This window comes from Pedobacter nutrimenti (assembly GCF_003208655.1).
In the GTDB taxonomy this organism is placed as follows: domain Bacteria; phylum Bacteroidota; class Bacteroidia; order Sphingobacteriales; family Sphingobacteriaceae; genus Pedobacter; species Pedobacter nutrimenti.
On record NZ_QKLU01000004.1, the window covers coordinates 37,751 to 54,586 of the forward strand.

At 41.7% G+C, this 16,836-nt stretch carries 21 protein-coding genes; 16 read left to right on the forward strand and 5 right to left on the reverse strand.

The features are described from left to right. The 7 genes from hisC to B0O44_RS11590 are packed head-to-tail and all read left to right on the forward strand — an operon-like array spanning position 1 to position 5,784. Positions 1–1,041 carry a histidinol-phosphate transaminase gene (gene hisC / locus B0O44_RS11560; protein ID WP_110830549.1) on the forward strand — a complete coding sequence of 347 codons (1,041 nt, stop codon included), beginning with the start codon at positions 1–3 and terminating at the stop codon, positions 1,039–1,041. 5 nt (positions 1,042–1,046) lie between these two features. Continuing rightward, on the forward strand, positions 1,047–2,183 hold the full coding sequence (gene hisB, locus B0O44_RS11565; protein ID WP_110830551.1) for a bifunctional histidinol-phosphatase/imidazoleglycerol-phosphate dehydratase HisB: 1,137 nt from the start codon (positions 1,047–1,049) through the stop codon (positions 2,181–2,183). Next, positions 2,184–2,777 carry an imidazole glycerol phosphate synthase subunit HisH gene (hisH, locus tag B0O44_RS11570; protein ID WP_110830553.1) on the forward strand — a complete coding sequence of 198 codons (594 nt, stop codon included), beginning with the start codon at positions 2,184–2,186 and terminating at the stop codon, positions 2,775–2,777. It abuts the gene before it with no gap. Between the two features lies 1 nt (position 2,778). Then, the gene (gene hisA / locus B0O44_RS11575; protein WP_110830556.1) at positions 2,779–3,528 is read left to right on the forward strand and encodes a 1-(5-phosphoribosyl)-5-[(5-phosphoribosylamino)methylideneamino]imidazole-4-carboxamide isomerase; all 750 of its coding nucleotides are present in this window, start codon (positions 2,779–2,781) and stop codon (positions 3,526–3,528) included. A gap of 3 nt (positions 3,529–3,531) precedes the next feature. Next, positions 3,532–4,287: an imidazole glycerol phosphate synthase subunit HisF gene (gene hisF / locus B0O44_RS11580; protein ID WP_110830558.1), complete on the forward strand. Its 756-nt coding sequence runs from the start codon at positions 3,532–3,534 to the stop codon at positions 4,285–4,287. A 4-nt stretch (positions 4,288–4,291) separates the two neighbouring features. Then, complete coding sequence (gene hisIE / locus B0O44_RS11585; RefSeq protein WP_110830560.1) at positions 4,292–4,882, forward strand: bifunctional phosphoribosyl-AMP cyclohydrolase/phosphoribosyl-ATP diphosphatase HisIE; 591 nt, start codon at positions 4,292–4,294, stop codon at positions 4,880–4,882. Between the two features lie 5 nt (positions 4,883–4,887). Then, on the forward strand, positions 4,888–5,784 hold the full coding sequence (locus B0O44_RS11590; RefSeq protein WP_110830562.1) for a WD40 repeat domain-containing protein: 897 nt from the start codon (positions 4,888–4,890) through the stop codon (positions 5,782–5,784). A 4-nt stretch (positions 5,785–5,788) separates the two neighbouring features. Here B0O44_RS11590 and B0O44_RS11595 read toward each other — a convergent pair whose 3' ends face one another. Then, positions 5,789–6,571, reverse strand: a complete 783-nt coding sequence (locus B0O44_RS11595; protein WP_110830564.1) for a C40 family peptidase — start codon at positions 6,569–6,571, stop codon at positions 5,789–5,791. A gap of 251 nt (positions 6,572–6,822) precedes the next feature. Here B0O44_RS11595 and B0O44_RS11600 point away from each other — a divergent pair, with 251 nt between their 5' ends. Then, positions 6,823–7,272: a universal stress protein gene (locus B0O44_RS11600; RefSeq protein WP_110830567.1), complete on the forward strand. Its 450-nt coding sequence runs from the start codon at positions 6,823–6,825 to the stop codon at positions 7,270–7,272. A 197-nt stretch (positions 7,273–7,469) separates the two neighbouring features. On the opposite strand, the gene B0O44_RS11605 is transcribed toward B0O44_RS11600, so the two are convergent. Then, complete coding sequence (locus B0O44_RS11605; RefSeq protein ID WP_110830569.1) at positions 7,470–7,820, reverse strand: 4Fe-4S dicluster domain-containing protein; 351 nt, start codon at positions 7,818–7,820, stop codon at positions 7,470–7,472. Positions 7,821–7,986: 166 nt separating this feature from the next. On the opposite strand from B0O44_RS11605, the gene B0O44_RS11610 reads away from it, so the two are divergent. The 8 genes from B0O44_RS11610 to B0O44_RS11645 all read left to right on the forward strand — a co-directional run bounded on the left by B0O44_RS11610 (position 7,987) and on the right by B0O44_RS11645 (position 15,120). Continuing rightward, entirely contained in the window at positions 7,987–8,916 is a 930-nt protein-coding gene (locus tag B0O44_RS11610; protein WP_317047146.1) for an acyl-CoA reductase, read from the forward strand. 65 nt (positions 8,917–8,981) lie between these two features. Beyond that, entirely contained in the window at positions 8,982–9,185 is a 204-nt protein-coding gene (locus B0O44_RS11615; RefSeq protein WP_110830574.1) for a fructose-6-phosphate aldolase, read from the forward strand. Positions 9,186–9,187: 2 nt separating this feature from the next. Then, complete coding sequence (locus tag B0O44_RS11620) at positions 9,188–9,871, forward strand: cell division ATP-binding protein FtsE (protein WP_110830576.1); 684 nt, start codon at positions 9,188–9,190, stop codon at positions 9,869–9,871. Between the two features lie 124 nt (positions 9,872–9,995). Next, on the forward strand, positions 9,996–10,580 hold the full coding sequence (locus B0O44_RS11625) for a nucleotide exchange factor GrpE (protein ID WP_110830579.1): 585 nt from the start codon (positions 9,996–9,998) through the stop codon (positions 10,578–10,580). A gap of 4 nt (positions 10,581–10,584) precedes the next feature. Further along, the gene (gene dnaJ, locus B0O44_RS11630; protein ID WP_110830581.1) at positions 10,585–11,748 is read left to right on the forward strand and encodes a molecular chaperone DnaJ; all 1,164 of its coding nucleotides are present in this window, start codon (positions 10,585–10,587) and stop codon (positions 11,746–11,748) included. A gap of 199 nt (positions 11,749–11,947) precedes the next feature. Continuing rightward, entirely contained in the window at positions 11,948–12,853 is a 906-nt protein-coding gene (locus tag B0O44_RS11635; RefSeq protein ID WP_110830584.1) for an ABC transporter ATP-binding protein, read from the forward strand. Between the two features lie 3 nt (positions 12,854–12,856). Next, positions 12,857–14,188: an ABC transporter permease gene (locus B0O44_RS11640; RefSeq protein ID WP_110830586.1), complete on the forward strand. Its 1,332-nt coding sequence runs from the start codon at positions 12,857–12,859 to the stop codon at positions 14,186–14,188. Positions 14,189–14,211: 23 nt separating this feature from the next. Beyond that, on the forward strand, positions 14,212–15,120 hold the full coding sequence (locus B0O44_RS11645; protein ID WP_110830588.1) for a Ppx/GppA phosphatase family protein: 909 nt from the start codon (positions 14,212–14,214) through the stop codon (positions 15,118–15,120). Here the strand turns inward: B0O44_RS11645 and B0O44_RS11650 are convergent. The 3 genes from B0O44_RS11650 to B0O44_RS11660 form a co-directional block, all read right to left on the reverse strand. After that, complete coding sequence (locus tag B0O44_RS11650) at positions 15,113–15,682, reverse strand: Maf family protein (RefSeq protein WP_110830590.1); 570 nt, start codon at positions 15,680–15,682, stop codon at positions 15,113–15,115. The genes B0O44_RS11645 and B0O44_RS11650 overlap by 8 nt on opposite strands. 66 nt (positions 15,683–15,748) lie before the next feature. Further along, positions 15,749–16,138, reverse strand: coding sequence for a DUF4890 domain-containing protein (locus B0O44_RS11655; protein ID WP_110831920.1), 390 nt, complete (start codon positions 16,136–16,138; stop codon positions 15,749–15,751). A 169-nt stretch (positions 16,139–16,307) separates the two neighbouring features. Continuing rightward, positions 16,308–16,835, reverse strand: a complete 528-nt coding sequence (locus tag B0O44_RS11660; protein WP_110830592.1) for a KdsC family phosphatase — start codon at positions 16,833–16,835, stop codon at positions 16,308–16,310. Position 16,836 lies beyond the last annotated feature (1 nt).

Consider the following 16,836-nt stretch of genomic DNA (forward strand, 5'->3'; position numbering starts at 1 on the left):
ATGGATATTAACAACCTGCAACGCGAAAACATAAAAAACCTGCGCCCCTATTCTACCGCCAGGGATGAATATAAAGGGCAAGCCAGTGTATTTCTGGATGCCAATGAAAACAGTTACGGTTCCCCGCTGGAACAAAACTACAACCGTTACCCCGACCCACTTCAGCTGGACCTGAAAGAGGCCATCAGCAAAATTAAAGGTGTACCTATTGAAAACACTTTTTTAGGGAACGGAAGTGATGAAGCAATTGACTTGCTTTACAGGGCTTTCTGTGAACCTGGAAGGGACAATGTCATTGTACTCCCGCCCACTTATGGAATGTATGAAGTGTCAGCCGGAATCAATAACGTGGAACTGCGCAAGGTAAGCCTGCTTCCAAATTTCCAGCTGGACCTGGAAGGTATTGCCGAGGCCATTGATGAGCACACCAAACTGATCTTCATCTGCTCACCAAACAATCCGACCGGAAATTCTATTATCCGTACAGATATCGAAACCATTCTGGCCAATTTCAAAGGTCTTGTCGTGATTGATGAAGCTTATATCAATTATGCCAAACAAAAAACCTTTATCCAGGAGCTAACCGAGTATCCGAACCTGGTGATTCTTCAGACTTTTTCCAAAGCCTGGGGACTTGCCGCTTTACGTCTGGGCATGGCTTTTGCCCCGCGCCCGGTCATTGACATTCTGAATAAAATCAAACCCCCTTATAACATCAATCAGGCCACACAGAATCTTGCACTTGAAGCCCTTAAAAACCTTACACAGGTGAACCAATGGATTCAATCTACTGTACTGGAGCGGGAAGCGCTATCGGAAGCGCTGAAAGGGCTGCCCAAAGTAAAAAAGGTATATCCTTCAGATGCCAATTTTATTCTGGTGGAAGTAGAACAAGCACTGGACACTTATAATGCACTTGTTGAAAAGGGCATCATTGTAAGGGACCGTTCAAAAGTAACCTTATGTGAAGGCTGCCTGAGAATTACGATTGGCACACCGGAAGAAAACCAAAATCTTGTACAAGCTTTGAAATCCATTTAAACCTCATGAAGAAAAAAGTATTATTTATAGACCGGGACGGTACCCTAATCCTTGAACCGGAAGATGAACAGATTGATTCCTTTGCAAAACTGGAGTTTTATCCAATGGCTCTATATTATCTGTCCAGGATTGCCAGGGAACTTGACTTTGAACTGGTTATGGTCACCAATCAGGATGGACTGGGCACTTCGGTGTATCCTGAAAATACTTTCTGGCCCGTACACAACTTTATCCTGAAAACTTTTGCTGCTGAAGGCGTTGAATTTAGTGCACAGGCCATTGACAGGACTTTTCCCAGGGACAATGCACCTACCCGTAAGCCCGGAACTGCACTGCTGACCAGGTACTTTGAGCAAGATTATGATTTAGAAAACTCCTATGTAATCGGTGACCGTCTTAATGATGTGGTTCTTGCCCGAAACCTGGGCGCCAAAGGAATTTTTATCCGGAACAACGATGCCCTGGGTGCCGCAGAAGCCCTGGGCACCATTGACAACCTTAAGGACAGCATTGCCTTGCAAACCAAAAGCTGGGAAGACATTTATACCTTCCTGAAAGCGGGTGGCCGAAGGCTGCACCATGAGCGCAACACCAATGAAACAAAAATCAGTATTGACATAGATCTGGATGGTACGGGAAAAGCAAACATCCATACTGGCCTCCATTTTTTTGATCATATGCTCGATCAGATTGCCCGTCATGGTAGTATAGACCTGGACATTGAAACCAAAGGAGACCTCCAAATTGACGAGCACCATACTATTGAAGATACAGGGATTGCTCTTGGGGAGGCCTTTGCCAAAGCCATTGGGAATAAACTGGGACTAGAGCGTTATGGTTTTTGTCTGCCAATGGACGACTGCCTGGCACAGGTTGCTATAGATTTTGGGGGCCGCAGCTGGATTGTATGGGAGGCCGCCTTTAAAAGGGAAAAAGTTGGTGATGTACCTACAGAAATGTTTTATCACTTTTTCAAATCGTTCAGTGATGCTGCAAAATGTAATTTGAACATTAAAGCAGAAGGCGAAAATGAACATCATAAAATCGAAGCCATTTTCAAAGCATTTGCTAAAGCCATAAAAATGGCCATTAAACGGGACGCTGAAAAATTAGTCTTACCAAGTACTAAAGGTGTATTGTAAATGATTGGGATTGTAAATTACGGAGCAGGCAATATTTTTTCACTAACTTCCGCACTCCAGCGGTTAAATCTGGATTACGGAATGATTAATACAGAAGCAGATCTGGAAAAATACAGTCACATCATCATCCCTGGTGTAGGCCATGCCGCAGCAGCGATGAAAAAACTGGAACAGACCGGACTGGTAAATGCCTTAAAAAGCCTTAAAAAGCCGGTTCTAGGAATATGTGTTGGCATGCAGCTGCTGACACAGCATTCTGAAGAAGGGGATGTAAAACTGATGAATATTTTTCCGCTCCGCACAAAGCTGTTTGACAAACAACAAAACATCAAGATTCCGCATATGGGCTGGAACAATGTCGAATTTAAAAACAATTTATTATTTGAAGGTGTTGATAATCAGACACAATTTTACTTTGTGCATTCGTACTTTATCGAATATAACCCTATTTTTGACATCGCAACTGCAAACTATGGGATCCGTTTTTCAGCAGCAATACAAAAAGATAATTTTTACGCCCTGCAATTTCACCCGGAAAAATCCGGGGCTGCCGGTGAACGTTTATTAAAGAATTTTTCAACTATAAAACAATAACATGTACATTATTCCCGCAATTGATATTTTAGATGGAAAAGTGGTCCGCTTAAGAGAGGGCGACTACAATCAAAAAACAGTTTATGATGTTTCCATTGCCGACATGATAGAAACTTATCGGTCCAATGGTACAGAGTTTATACATATTATTGACTTAAATGGTGCAAAAGGCGATTTCAGCAATCAAAAAGCCTTGTTTGAAATCATCAAAAAAACAGATATGCGCGTTCAGTATGGTGGCGGGATTCGCACCATAGAACAAGTCACCAATTTATTGGATTCGGGTATCCACCGTGTTATTGTGGGCACTCAAGCCATCACCAACCCCAGCTTCCTGGAGGAATTAAGCAAAGAAGTCGGAAAAAAATATGATTACGCCAATCGTATTGTCATTGCAATTGATGTTCTGGATGAGGTCATCAAATATTCCGGGTGGATGGAAAGCTCCCCTATAAAATTAATGGACTATGTGGACAGGTGCCTTCAACTGGGCTTTTTTAGATTCCTGTGTACCGACATTAATAAAGATGGTAAACTAGGCGGCGCAGCAGTAGACCTTTATAAAAAATTGTTGGAACATTCTCCATTTATCAAACTTATTGCTTCAGGTGGTATCAGTTCTATGAAAGACATAGAAGAATTATCAAGTCTTGACATCCGGTCAGTCGTGGTGGGCAAAGCCATTTATGAAAACCGCATCACCATTGAAGAGATTAAGGAATGGAACCTGAAAGCCATGTCATCCTTATAAGGCATGCTCAGTAAACGAATTATCCCTTGTCTGGACGTTAAGGACGGAAGGACGGTGAAGGGTGTTAACTTTGTAGACCTTAAAGATGCCGGTGATCCTGTTCAGCTGGCCTGGCAATATGCACAGCAAGGTGCAGATGAATTGGTTTTTCTGGACATTACCGCTACCCATGAAAAAAGAGGCACCACCATTGAAATGGTCAAAGCTGTGGCCAGGCAACTTAATATTCCCTTTACCATTGGTGGGGGCATCAGCTCTGTTGCCGATGCCGAAGCCTTACTGAATTCCGGGGCCGACAAAATCAGCATCAATTCAGCTGCTGTGAGAAGGCCTGCCCTGATTCAGGAACTTGCCGAAGCATTCGGAGTACAATTCGTTGTAGTGGCAGTTGACACAAAACTAACCGGGCAAGGAAACCTGGTACACCTTAATGGGGGTCGGTTGGCTACAGAACTGGATACACTATCCTGGATCAAAGAAGCTGAATCACTGGGTGCAGGGGAAATCTTGCTGACCTCTATGGATCATGATGGCACCAAGCAAGGTTTTGATTGCAGGCTGCTGGATCAGGTTTGCTCAAGCATCAATATACCCGTCATTGCTTCGGGAGGAGCCGGAAAAACAGCACATTTTACAGAAGTATTTACTCAAACAGCCGTAGATGCCGCATTGGCGGCCTCCGTATTTCATTTTGGGGAAATCAACATTCCCGATTTAAAAAAAGAATTAAAAACCTACGGTATACCCGTCAGATTGTAAACAGATGAAGATAGATTTTGATAAAAGCAACGGTCTGGTCCCGGTAGTGATCCAGGATGTACAGACCCTGGAAGTACTGATGCTTGGCTATATGAATGCTGAAGCCTGGTCCAAAACACAGGCCGAAGGCGTTGTTACTTTTTTTTCCCGCACAAAAAACCGTTTGTGGACCAAAGGAGAAAGCAGTGGAAACTATTTAAAAGTACAAGAGGTTCATCTGGATTGTGACAACGATACCCTGCTGATCAAAGTCGTACCAGCCGGCCCAACCTGTCATACAGGAAGCAGAAGTTGTTTTAAAACCAGTTTTAATCAGAACTTTCTTTTTGAACTGGAAAACATTATTGCAGATCGTTATGCCAACCCTGCCGAAGAATCCTATGTCAATAAACTCCGGAAAAAAGGTTTGAACAAAATTGCGCAAAAAGTAGGAGAAGAAGGCGTAGAAACCGTTATCGCAGCATTAAACGAAACCGATGTAGATTTTGTCAATGAAAGTTCGGATTTGATTTTTCACTTACTGGTCCTGTTAAAAGAAAAAGGCAAAACCCTTGGTGACATTGCACTTAACCTGGAAAGCAGACATCAGAAATAACTCAAATGATCAAACTCCAGCACACCCTCAGTGGCCATCAGAATCCGGTGTATGCACTAAGCCTGGCACCAGACCCTACAAGGTTTTATAGTGCCGGAAACGATAAAGGTATTGTGGAATGGTCTCTTGATGAGATGGCTTTTGTAAAGGTTCTGGTTCCTGTACAGAGCTCTGTCTACGCCTTGCACCGCTATAAGCACCTGCTCTTTATTGCTCAAAGGAGCGGATTGATCCAGGTTTTTGACCTTCAGCAACAAAAGATCCTGGCTACTTTAAAACATCATCAAAAAGCGGTTTTTGATTTAAAAACAATTGCCTACAAAAATGAATTGCTCAGTACAGGAGAAGATGGAAGTCTGGCCATATGGTCTTTGGATGACTTTTCTCTCCTGTACCATTTTCAGGTCCTGAACAATACTGTCCGTGTAATTGCTGTCAGTCCGGATGAAAAAGAGATCGCCCTGGGTGCAAAAGACGGTATACTACGCCTGTACAATTCAGAGGATTACAGTTTGCTAAAGGAAATTCCTGCCCATAGCTTTCCGGTAACCTCCATACAATATGAACCTTCCGGAAAATATATGATTTCTGGAAGCCGGGATGCACAACTGAAGGTATGGGGCTTGCCAAGCTATAAGGAGGAGAAAAATATACCCGCACATTTGTTTAGTGTTTACAGTATTGCTTTTCACCCCCACCTGCCCTATTTTGCCACCTGCAGCCAGGATAAGAGCATAAAATTATGGGACAGCTCCAGTTTTAAATTGTACAAAATCCTGAGCATAGAAAAAGGTATTGAGGGCCATTTTCATTCCATCAACAAAATGATCTGGACGCAAGATGGAAAACACCTGATTTCTACCGGTGATGACCGCAGCATTAAAATCTGGACCTGGACTTAAAAGGTTATATAAATCTTTTAATGATCCTCAACTGATGGGTATATTTATTCAGTTCTTTATTAAATATACCCTGATCATCAATTGGATCAATCCGTACTTTACCTGAAGCATGAATAATTTCATGATGATTCAGTAAAATTCCTACGTGGGTAATCCGGCCTTCCGGATTGTCAAAAAAAGCGACATCCCCCATCCTGGCTTCAGGCAAAAAATCGACCAGTGTGCCTTCTTCGGCCTGTTGGGATGCATCTCTTTTGAGTTTAACCCCTGCCATTTTAAATACAGACTGCACAAAACCGGAACAATCTATTCCAAAAAGTGTTCTTCCTCCCCAAAGATAAGGTGCGTTTTGAAAAAACAGGGCCAGGTTGCTCAATGCACCTGCAGGCTCCTTATAATTTACCTGTAATGGTTCAAAATCTACTTTAAACCGTTTGTCACCAAGATGGCAGTACCCATCCCGAAAATCTGGTAAACTACTGCTTGCCCCTAAATAAAACCGGCTTCCATCTTCTGCAATCAGGCTATTGTTTAAAGCTGCAGGAGCGAGATAATTACTGTTCCCATACCGGACATAGGATTCCGCAGAAAGCAGCTCCAGTTGTTTAAAGTCCATCCAGCCTTCATAATCGTCAAAAGCATTCTTGACGCGCCACCATTTTTCTGTTTTTTCTGTAATCTCTACAAAATCCCCAAAAAGCAGTTGGGAAACAATTTCAGCCTGATCTCTTGGTTCTGACCTCAGGGGAGCTATGGATACCCTGCAGACACCAAATTGTTGTTCCATAATTAGATATTAAGTCCAGACGATAAAAATAATCAACAAAATTATAGAAACGATTAAAGTTTAAACAATTTATCTAACCTCCAGGTTAATGCCTGGACCAAAATAAATACTCCACATAAATTTTGTATTTTTATATAAAGGAATTACCTAAAAGGCAAGGATTTAAATAATTTAAAGAACTTTATCTTTCAAGGCAGAGAAACAATTCAAGACCAAAACTGGTTATATACAGCACATAACACATTTGAATCATGAACGTAAAAAAAATATTAATCGCGGTGGACAACAGCACCTGTTCAGAAAAAGCAGCAAAAACAGGTTATGAAATTGCCAAAACCTTTGGAGCAGAGGTGGCCCTGGTCAATATTATTGAGCCCGTACCTGCTAACATCAACCCAGATCTTTCGATGGCTCCTGTTTTTCTGGAAACCTACGACAACAGCGAAGAAAATAGTCATTTGCTCTTAAAAGAAATGGAAAATAAGTATAGTCAGGGAATAAAGACATCCTACCTGAGTGTTGTTGACAGTGCCGCCCATGGCATCATCCAGCAATCAGACCAGTGGGGTTCAGACCTGATTGTGATCGGGACTTACGGACGGACCGGGCTGTATCATTTTCTGATGGGCAGTGTAGCTGAACATGTAGCCAGAAAATCGGCATGTCCGGTTTTGATTGTACCCAATAAAGCCGAAGTCTGACACTTGTACAACTGAAGGACTGGTGCTCACCTGGTGCTCACCTGGTGCACACCTGGGTCACACTTTGTTCACAAAAAGGTACTCTTTTGTGGGTTAGGTGTGAACAAGGTATGAGCAAAGTGTGAAGGAGGGATAAATTTGTGAGCATAAAAAAAGCCACCTTTATGGGATGGCTTTTAAATTTTAAGCTTTTATTCTTAATTTTCCTGGTGCAGCCATGCTTTTTTAGCCAGCAGTTCTTCTTCTGTTTCACGGATATCTTCATCATCCACACAGCAATCTACCGGACAAACCGCCGCACATTGAGGTTCGTCATGAAACCCCTTGCATTCGGTACATTTATCTGAAACAATATAATAAACTTCATCAGAAACTGCTTCCTGACTCGCTTCTGCATCAATTTCTTTATTACCAAAATCAATGATACCGCTTAAGTTGGTACCATCTGAAAATCTCCAGGCCGTGCCTGCATCATAAATTGCATTATTAGGGCATTCAGGCTCACATGCTCCGCAGTTAATACATTCGTCTGTTATTTTAATAGCCATGTCTTCGTGTATATCTATTGCTAAGGTTAACTTTGCAGTGCAAATATAACACTTATACTTTAATTTTAGTTTCAATATGTCCAGCCTTAGCACAGAAAAAATAATTATTGCATTCAAAAAACTTGGCACCTGGCTAGGTCGGCCTGAAGGAAAATTTAAAACTCTCATGGAATCCTGTTCTGCCACAAATGCCTGGTTCACATCTGCAGAGGTAGAAAGAGCGGTCGCTTCACTACATTTTATGTTAAATGAAAAGGACCTGGAAAAATGGTTTGAAGGAATTAAACTGAGCCCTGTTCCAAAAACAATTGGTCTGATTCTAGCTGGAAATATTCCAATGGTGGGTTTTCACGATGTCCTGTCCGTACTGGCCACCGGCCATAAAGCCCTCATCAAATTATCCTCTTCGGACGACAAGCTGCTGCCCGCCCTGCTGGAAGAATTGATTGCCATAGAACCTTTGTTTGCTGAAAAAATAATTTACGCCGAACGGTTAAAAGATTTTGATGCCGTTATTGCGACCGGGAGCAACAATACTTCCAGATACTTTGACTATTATTTTGGAAAAGTACCCAACATCATCCGTAGAAACCGCAACAGTGTAGCGGTACTCACCGGATCTGAAGATCCAAAAGACATCCAGGCCCTTGGCCATGACCTTTTTGATTATTTTGGTCTGGGCTGCAGAAATGTCTCCAAAATCTATTTACCCCAGGATTATGAGATTAAAAATTTCTTTGAGCCCCTGGAAAGTTTCCAGCCCATCATTAACCATTTTAAATACAATAACAATTACGATTACAATAAGTCTATTTATCTGGTTAATTCGGCAAAACATTTTGACAATGGTTTTTTACTGATGAAGGAAGATGTTTCATTGAGCTCTCCCCTGGCTGTGGTTTATTATGAACATTACCGAGACCTGGCAGAGGTAGAAGAAAAACTCCGGACAGAAGAAAACAATATACAATGTGTGATTAGCCTGGCAAATTTAAACCTCGACACAACTATACTTGAATTTGGACAGAGTCAATATCCAAGGTTATGGGATTATGCAGACAATGTAGACACGATCGCCTTTTTGAACAAGATTTAGATGCAGGTGCATATGCCCTGATACAATTTTCCATTTTTATCATTTTGAAATACTATTTTTGAACAATGTATGTTATCAAAGTAAAAGGCATCGCCAAAATTCCGGATTACGTACAATTAAGGGATGAGAAATTCACTTTATTGGCATATTTCAGGGTAGACCGGCCGGACAAATCACTTGATAAGCTGGGCCTGGGAGATAAACTGCCTTACATTATGGATATAATCAAAGACCTGCCCTTTGGGCAGATCGCAAAACTAGATATTTAAGCATGACAGAAAACACAGTTATCAATTTAAAGAATGTAGATGTTTTTCAGCAAAAGCACCTGGTGCTGTCTAATGTGAATTTAAACATTAACAAGGGTGAGTTTGTATTTTTAATCGGCCAAACCGGTTCGGGAAAAAGCAGTTTACTAAAAATCATTTATGGTGACCTCCATATTGGTAATGGCGAAGGACAAATTGCAGGATTTGACCTAAAAAAACTGGCAGAAAAAGAGGTTCCTTATTTAAGACGTAAACTGGGAATTGTTTTCCAGGATTTTCAGTTGCTGACCGATCGCACGATTGAAAAAAACCTGGAATTTGTTTTAAAATCTACCGGCTGGACAGACCAGAACCTCATTCAGGAAAGGATTAAGGATGTTCTGGACAAAGTTGGCCTGCGTTCAAAAATCAAAAAAATGCCTCATGAAATTTCCGGAGGTGAGCAGCAAAGGATCGTTATTGCCCGGGCTTTATTGAATAACCCCGAAATTATCCTTGCTGACGAGCCTACAGGAAACCTGGATCCGGATACTTCGGAAGAAATTGTCATGTTGCTTAAGCAGATCAGTCAAAGTGGTACGGCCGTACTGATGGCTACCCATGATTATCACATCATCCGGGCAATGCCTTCAAGGATCATTAAATGTGAAGGTGGTGTCGTTCATGAAGACGCCACAATCTCCTGAATCATCTGACAAAAAAATCATTTTTCAGCCATTCTGTTCAGATAGTTAAAGAATAACTGACAGCATGGCTGATTTTTTTCATTGGCAAAACTTTTGAGTTTACCACCAAAAATTCTACTATACCATGTTTAGCAAGAAGAAGAATAACGATAACGAAAATCCAAGTGCAGATAAAACTGCTGAGCAGCCGTTAAATAACGAACTGCCCAACGAAGAAAACCAGGCTGCTGAACCTGAAATTGCAGAACCAGCAGCATTGACAGCTGAAGAAAAACTGGAGCAGGAAAATACCGCTCTGAATGATAAATACCTGCGCCTGTTTGCTGAATTTGATAATTTTAAAAGAAGGACTCAAAAAGAGCGTGTAGAACTTTTACAAACGGCAGGCAAGGATGTCATTATTTCTTTACTGCCTGTTCTGGATGATTTTGACCGTGCAAACAAAGCTATGGAAAATGCGACCGATGTAGCCTCAATTAGTGAAGGTGTACAACTGGTCCACCATAAGTTAAAAAATATACTGGCTCAAAAAGGCCTGAAAGAAATGGAAAGCAACAGTGCTCCTTTTGATACAGACCTTCATGAAGCCATCACTAAAATCCCTGCTCCTAATGATGAGCTTAAAGGAAAAGTTATAGATGTATTAGAAAAAGGTTACACCTTAAATGACAAAGTGATCCGCTTTGCCAAAGTTGTAGTGGGTAGTTAATATTATGAGCAAAAGAGATTATTATGATGTGCTGGGGGTGAGTAAAAACACCTCTGTCGAAGAGATAAAGAAAGCTTACCGTAAGCTTGCTATTAAATATCACCCGGATAAAAATCCGGATGATAAGGCTGCTGAAGAAAAATTCAAAGAGGCAGCAGAGGCTTACGAAGTTTTAAGTAATCCAGAGAAAAGACAGCGTTATGACCATTATGGTCATGCCGGTGTGGGAGGTGCATCAGGCGGCGGTTATGGCGGCGGCGGCATGAACATGGAGGACATCTTCAGTCAGTTTGGAGACATCTTTGGTGGCGGCGGCGGCAGTCCTTTCGAAAGTTTTTTCGGTGGCGGCGGTCAATCCAGAAGTGGCAGACGTGTCGCTAAAGGTTCTAATCTTAGAATTAAAGTAAAACTCACCCTGGAAGAAATTGCCAATGGTGCAGAGAAAAAAATAAAGGTCAACAAACAGATTACCTGTAAAACCTGTGATGGTTCAGGCGCAAAAGACCGTTCGTCGATCAGCACCTGTAAAACCTGCGGAGGAAGTGGTTCTGTCAGAAGAGTAACCAACACCATTCTGGGCCAGATGCAAACCACCTCTACCTGCCCTACCTGTAACGGATCGGGATCGCAGATCACTTCAAAATGCAACGCTTGTCATGGGGAAGGTACCGTACGTGGTGAGGAAACCATCACCATTAACATTCCTGCAGGTGTAAGCGACGGCATGCAGCTGAGCATGAGCGGAAAAGGTAATGCTGCCCCTAATGGTGGTATTCCGGGAGATTTGATCATTCTGATCGAGGAGCTTCCTCATGAGACCTTAAAACGCGAAGGCAATAATGTAGTGTATGATCTTCACGTAAGCATTATTGATGCTGCCCTGGGTTATAGCGCTGAAGTACCAACAATTGATGGGAAAGCTAAAATCAAAATTGAACCTGGTACCCAGAGTGGAAAATTATTACGCCTAAAAGGCAAAGGCATTCCTGAAATCAATTCTTACCACCGTGGAGATGAGATCATTCATGTAAACATCTGGACGCCGAAAGCATTAAGCAGTGAAGAAAGAATGCTGCTGGAGCGTTTAAGGGAATCGCCTAATTTTAAACCTCAGCCAGGTAAAAATGACAAAAGCTTCTTTGAGAAGATGAAAGAATATTTTGAATAACAATTTAGTTTTTTTTTAAAGCCGCCTTATGGGCGGCTTTTTTTTTACCACAAACAATTGTTTTGTAATACCTTAGCTACAAAAGCATCTTTATTTCCAAAAAAACTGTAACGTTATTTCATTTTGTGATACTAATGAAGAACTTGTTGGAGTGAACAATTAAAAACAAGCACTAAAAAACCAAACATTTAAAATCAACATGCTCAGCGTAAAAAACATTGTAAAACAGTATGCCACACACCGTGCCCTGGATGATGTAAGCCTGGAAATAGAACAAGGCAAGATTTTCGGACTTCTTGGACCCAATGGTGCAGGCAAAACTTCTCTCATCAGGATCATTACTCAAATCACAGCCCCTGACAGCGGAGAAGTTATTTTTAACGGGCAACGCCTGAATTCTGATCACATCTCACAAATCGGTTATCTGCCTGAAGAACGTGGTCTCTATAAAAAAATGGAAATCGGTGAACAGGTCATGTATCTGGCCAAATTAAAAGGTCTGAGCACTGCAGAAGCAACAAAAAGAATTAAATACTGGTTTGAAAGACTGGAAATGGGCAGTTGGTGGAACAAAAAAGTAGAAGACCTGAGTAAGGGGATGCAACAAAAAGTGCAGTTTGTGGCCACCGTGCTCCACCAACCAGAACTGATCATTCTGGATGAGCCTTTTTCCGGTTTCGACCCAGTTAACGCAGACATCATTAAAAATGAGATTCTGGAGCTAAACAAGCAAGGCTGTACCTTCATCTTTTCTACGCACCGGATGGAATCCGTAGAAGAATTATGCGACCAGATTGCCTTGATACATAAATCCAAAAAGATCCTTGACGGGTCGGTGGAAGACATCCGTCACCAGTACAGGAACAATACCTTCTGGTTGGAATACCAAGGGGATTACAACACCAGTCAGGCCACTGAACTCTTTCACGTTTTACAAACCGATGAGCATAAAGGCCTTACCCGGATTAAAGTCCAGTTGCAAAACGGGACCACCGCCAATCAACTTTTATCTGCCTTATTACCTCATGTGGCCATTCACCGGCTGGATGAAGTGATTCCAACAATGAATGATATTTTTATTGAAAAGGTTAAACAAACGAACTAAGCCATGAACAAAATTTTACTAATCATACAAAGAGAATATTTATCAAGGGTTAAGAAAAAGTCTTTCATTGTAATGACCCTGTTAACCCCTATTATCATAGCCGGGTTTTACGGAATTGCTATTTATTTTTCGGTACAGGGCATTACCGGTACAGTGAATAAAATTGCCGTTGTCAATGAAAACAAAACCCTGACCACCCAACTGCCCTCCACAAAAAACAGGACTTATGTTTACGTGCCTCAGTCACTCAAAGAGATAAAATCTTCGATTAATAAATCGGGTTATGACTATATTTTGTATCTGCCCGATTTCAGCATAGATGACCCTAAGGGTATCCAGCTCCTGGGTAGCAAACAAGCCGGTCTGGCACTGAGCAGTAAAATTTCAGATGATATAGAAGAACTGATTCGCAACCAAAAACTGAAAGCCTCTGGCATAGCGCAGAAAGATCTTGACAAACTGAAAACCTCTGTGGAAATAGACACCAAAAAGATAGCAGACACAGGTAAGGAAGAAGATTCCAGTGCTGGCGCAAGCACCATTATTGCTTATGTTTCCGGTATCCTGATGTTTATGTTCATTATGCTGTATGGCGTACAGGTCATGAGGGGCGTAATCGAAGAAAAAACAAACCGGATCATAGAAGTAATGATTTCTTCTGTAAAACCTTTTCAACTAATGATGGGTAAAATTATTGGCATTGCCCTGGTTGGCCTAACCCAGTTTATTTTGTGGATTGTATTGACAGCCTCCATTTCTACGGTCGCCATGAAAGCTTTTGTCGGAGATAAAGAAATGAAACAAAGTATCCAGGCCACCGAGGTTCAGACTAAAAACATGCCTGGCGCTAAAGTTGCGGCAGCTGGTAACCCGGCTTTTTCCAATATCCAAAAAAGCCTTACGAACCTGCCTGTTACTAAAATCATTACCGTATTTGTTTTTTTCTTTATTGGCGGCTACTTGTTTTACAGTGCTTTATATGCAGCCATCGGCTCGGCAGTAGACAATGAAACCGAAACTCAACAGTTTATGATGCCGGTGATGATGCCTTTGCTCTTTGGTTATATTTTGTCCCTAAGTGTGGTCACCAATGATCCTTATGGCCCCCTTGCTTTCTGGTTATCTGTGATCCCTTTTACTTCTCCGATTGCCATGATGGTCCGTTTACCCTATGGTGTTCCAGACTGGCAACTTGCTCTTTCTATGGGGCTGATGATCATCGGTTTTATTGGAACGGTATGGATTGCCTCCAGGATCTACAGAGTGGGCATTTTAATGTATGGTAAAAAAGCCAGCTTTAAGGAAATGATCAAATGGTTTGCTTATAAGAATTAATATCTTTGCAGAAAGACAATTTTATGAGAGCAGCAGTAATCGATTTAGGCACCAATACTTTTCATTTAGTTATTGCGGATCTTTCTGATCAGATCAAAGTTCTCTATAAAACCAACATCCCCGTAAAACTTGGGGAAGGAAGAATTAACGACAATATTATTATACCTGAAGCCTTCGAAAGAGGGCTTCAGGCTTTAAAACAGTTTAGCGAACAAATTGACCGCTACCAGATAAAAAAAGTCAAAGCAACAGCTACTTCCGCAATCAGAAGTGCCTTGAATGGCACCGACTTTGTAAAGGCTGCGAAAGAAAGGTCCGGGATCGATATTGAGGTCATTAGTGGTGACCGGGAAGCAGAATATATATTCAAAGGCGTTCAGGCCAGCGGTGCTGTTCAAAAGATGTCCTTGATTATGGATATAGGTGGTGGGAGCACGGAATTTATTCTGTGCAGCCCGGACGAGCTTTTCTGGAAAAAAAGTTATAACCTTGGGGCCGCGCGTTTGATGCAGGCTTATTTCAAATCCGACCCCATTTCTAAAAAAGACCAGTCCCTGATCACTAAACACCTGGATGCAGAACTTTCCAGCCTGAAAGAGGCCTGTAACAAGTATCAGCCTGAAATTTTAATTGGTTCAGCAGGTGCTTTTGAAACTTTTGCAACGATGATCCTTAAAGATCCTTCTGCTGGAACCCGCCCCAGTTGTTCTATTCCCCTGGAAGGCTATAAAAAGCTCTCCAGTCACCTGATCACATCTACTCATGCAGAAAGATCCGAAATGGAAGGTTTAATCCCTTTAAGGGTCGATATGATCGTTCTTGCGGTCCTGTTAACCAATTATGTCTTGGATAAAACTGGCTTAAAGAAAATAGAACTTTCCAGCTACGACCTCAAAATGGGGGTGTTATACCACCTGCTTCAAACTAAATAGCAGAAAGTGCCCGGTACAAGCGTTCTGTAGGCAAGCCCATCACATTGGTATAGGAGCCAATAATTTTTTCAACCGCCACCATTCCAATCCATCCCTGAATACCATAGGAACCTGCTTTATCATAAGGCTCATGTTCCTGGATGTAATATCGGATCTGTTCTGTGCTCAGCGGTCTGAAAGAAACCTCGGTTACATCGTAAAAAGACAACATCTTTTCCCCATAAATCAGACTTACCCCTGTAAATACTTCATGTGTATTGCCTGAAAGTTTGGTCAGCATATCTTCAGCGTGTGCTGCATTTTCCGGTTTACCCATAATTTCATCCTCAAAAGCGACAATGGTATCGGCGGTAATCACAATGCTTTGCGCATAGGCACCCAGAAAAGCATCCGCTTTTTTTTCAGCAATATATACTGCAATTTCTGCAGGGGAAAGACCTTCCGGATAACTTTCATCAGTTTCTTTAAGCACAACCTTAAAATCAAGGTCCATTGCTTTTAACAATTCCTGTCGTCTTGGAGATTTAGAGGCCAGTATAATTGGCAGACTTTGCTGGTACATATATTTTTTTTTGCTAAAATAATAAAAGCGGCCAGGAGCCGCTTTTATTATTTTAATTATTGAAGTTTATTGGTTGCCTCCCCCACCACTTCCTCTTTTTTCCATGGCTTCTTTACGGGCAGCTTTTACAGCTTCATATTGTTTTTTCTGATCATCAGTCAGTACCGCAGAAATTTTACCATCTGTATCCGCTGTTAAGGCTTCTACTTTAGTTTTCATCGCATCGCGGTCTCCTTTGCTTTCTTCTCTGATTTTGCCCATCTGTGTAGCCTGATCTGTGAAAATTGCCAGGACTTTGGTTTTCTGATCTTCGTTCAGGTTCAGTTTTTCAGCCAGTCTGTCGGTGTTTCTTTTTGCTCTTTCGGCCGGATCAGCCATTTTACGGCCGCCATCCTGTGCATTTGCAAATGTGATTACACTAAACAACAATCCGCAGATCATCAATAACTTTTTCATAATTTTCTCTTTTTTAGGGTTCATTAATCTGATGGGCCCCGGTCATGGGAAAACCACACAGTTTATTTGTTTATGTTTTGTATGGTTTGGAGAAAAAAAAAGCGTAAAGGTTTAATGACCCTGCGTAATTAATTTGTTGCAAACAAGCAGAATGTAGGCTAAAGTAAATTTATCTTCCGGAATCGGCAGCTGAAGGGTTTTCATCGGACCATTTTTCCTGAACCCGCATTACCTTTTCGATCACATCCCGAACGGCACCCTTTCCACCATTTTTTGGGGAAATGTATATAGACAAGGCCTTGATCTCTTCGGCGGCATCCGCCGGACAAAGGGGTAGGCCAACTCTTTTCATCACTTTATAATCAGGAATGTCGTCACCCATATACAACACAGCAGTTTCTTCTATCTGATGCTGCTGTAAAAAATCTTCATAGACTTTTACTTTGTCAGAAACTCCCAGATGAATGTGCTGTATACCCAGGCCTTCAAAACGTTTTCGCATTGCAGCACCATTACCACCAGAAATAATACAGACATGATAGCCTTTTTTGACGGCAAGCTGAAGTGCATAACCATCTTTAATATTAAAAGTGCGCAAAAACTCGCCATCCTGAGCAGCGAGGATATCGCCATTGGTCAATACACCGTCGACATCAAAAATCAATGTCGTGATTTCGCTGAGTTTTTGCAGAAACATC

Excerpts from the sequence above, each read along its gene's own strand:
- hisC (WP_110830549.1), top strand. The coding sequence starts at position 1 with ATGGATATTAACAACCTGCAACGCGAAAACATAAAAAACCTGCGCCCC.
- hisB (WP_110830551.1), top strand. The coding sequence starts at position 1,047 with ATGAAGAAAAAAGTATTATTTATAGACCGGGACGGTACCCTAATCCTT.
- hisH (WP_110830553.1), top strand. The coding sequence starts at position 2,184 with ATGATTGGGATTGTAAATTACGGAGCAGGCAATATTTTTTCACTAACT.
- hisA (WP_110830556.1), top strand. The coding sequence starts at position 2,779 with ATGTACATTATTCCCGCAATTGATATTTTAGATGGAAAAGTGGTCCGC.
- hisF (WP_110830558.1), top strand. The coding sequence starts at position 3,532 with ATGCTCAGTAAACGAATTATCCCTTGTCTGGACGTTAAGGACGGAAGG.
- hisIE (WP_110830560.1), top strand. The coding sequence starts at position 4,292 with ATGAAGATAGATTTTGATAAAAGCAACGGTCTGGTCCCGGTAGTGATC.
- B0O44_RS11590 (WP_110830562.1), top strand. The coding sequence starts at position 4,888 with ATGATCAAACTCCAGCACACCCTCAGTGGCCATCAGAATCCGGTGTAT.
- B0O44_RS11595 (WP_110830564.1), bottom strand. The coding sequence starts at position 6,571 with ATGGAACAACAATTTGGTGTCTGCAGGGTATCCATAGCTCCCCTGAGG.
- B0O44_RS11600 (WP_110830567.1), top strand. The coding sequence starts at position 6,823 with ATGAACGTAAAAAAAATATTAATCGCGGTGGACAACAGCACCTGTTCA.
- B0O44_RS11605 (WP_110830569.1), bottom strand. The coding sequence starts at position 7,820 with ATGGCTATTAAAATAACAGACGAATGTATTAACTGCGGAGCATGTGAG.
- B0O44_RS11610 (WP_317047146.1), top strand. The coding sequence starts at position 7,987 with ATGGAATCCTGTTCTGCCACAAATGCCTGGTTCACATCTGCAGAGGTA.
- B0O44_RS11615 (WP_110830574.1), top strand. The coding sequence starts at position 8,982 with ATGTATGTTATCAAAGTAAAAGGCATCGCCAAAATTCCGGATTACGTA.
- B0O44_RS11620 (WP_110830576.1), top strand. The coding sequence starts at position 9,188 with ATGACAGAAAACACAGTTATCAATTTAAAGAATGTAGATGTTTTTCAG.
- B0O44_RS11625 (WP_110830579.1), top strand. The coding sequence starts at position 9,996 with ATGTTTAGCAAGAAGAAGAATAACGATAACGAAAATCCAAGTGCAGAT.
- dnaJ (WP_110830581.1), top strand. The coding sequence starts at position 10,585 with ATGAGCAAAAGAGATTATTATGATGTGCTGGGGGTGAGTAAAAACACC.
- B0O44_RS11635 (WP_110830584.1), top strand. The coding sequence starts at position 11,948 with ATGCTCAGCGTAAAAAACATTGTAAAACAGTATGCCACACACCGTGCC.
- B0O44_RS11640 (WP_110830586.1), top strand. The coding sequence starts at position 12,857 with ATGAACAAAATTTTACTAATCATACAAAGAGAATATTTATCAAGGGTT.
- B0O44_RS11645 (WP_110830588.1), top strand. The coding sequence starts at position 14,212 with ATGAGAGCAGCAGTAATCGATTTAGGCACCAATACTTTTCATTTAGTT.
- B0O44_RS11650 (WP_110830590.1), bottom strand. The coding sequence starts at position 15,682 with ATGTACCAGCAAAGTCTGCCAATTATACTGGCCTCTAAATCTCCAAGA.
- B0O44_RS11655 (WP_110831920.1), bottom strand. The coding sequence starts at position 16,138 with ATGAAAAAGTTATTGATGATCTGCGGATTGTTGTTTAGTGTAATCACA.
- B0O44_RS11660 (WP_110830592.1), bottom strand. The coding sequence starts at position 16,835 with ATGTTTCTGCAAAAACTCAGCGAAATCACGACATTGATTTTTGATGTC.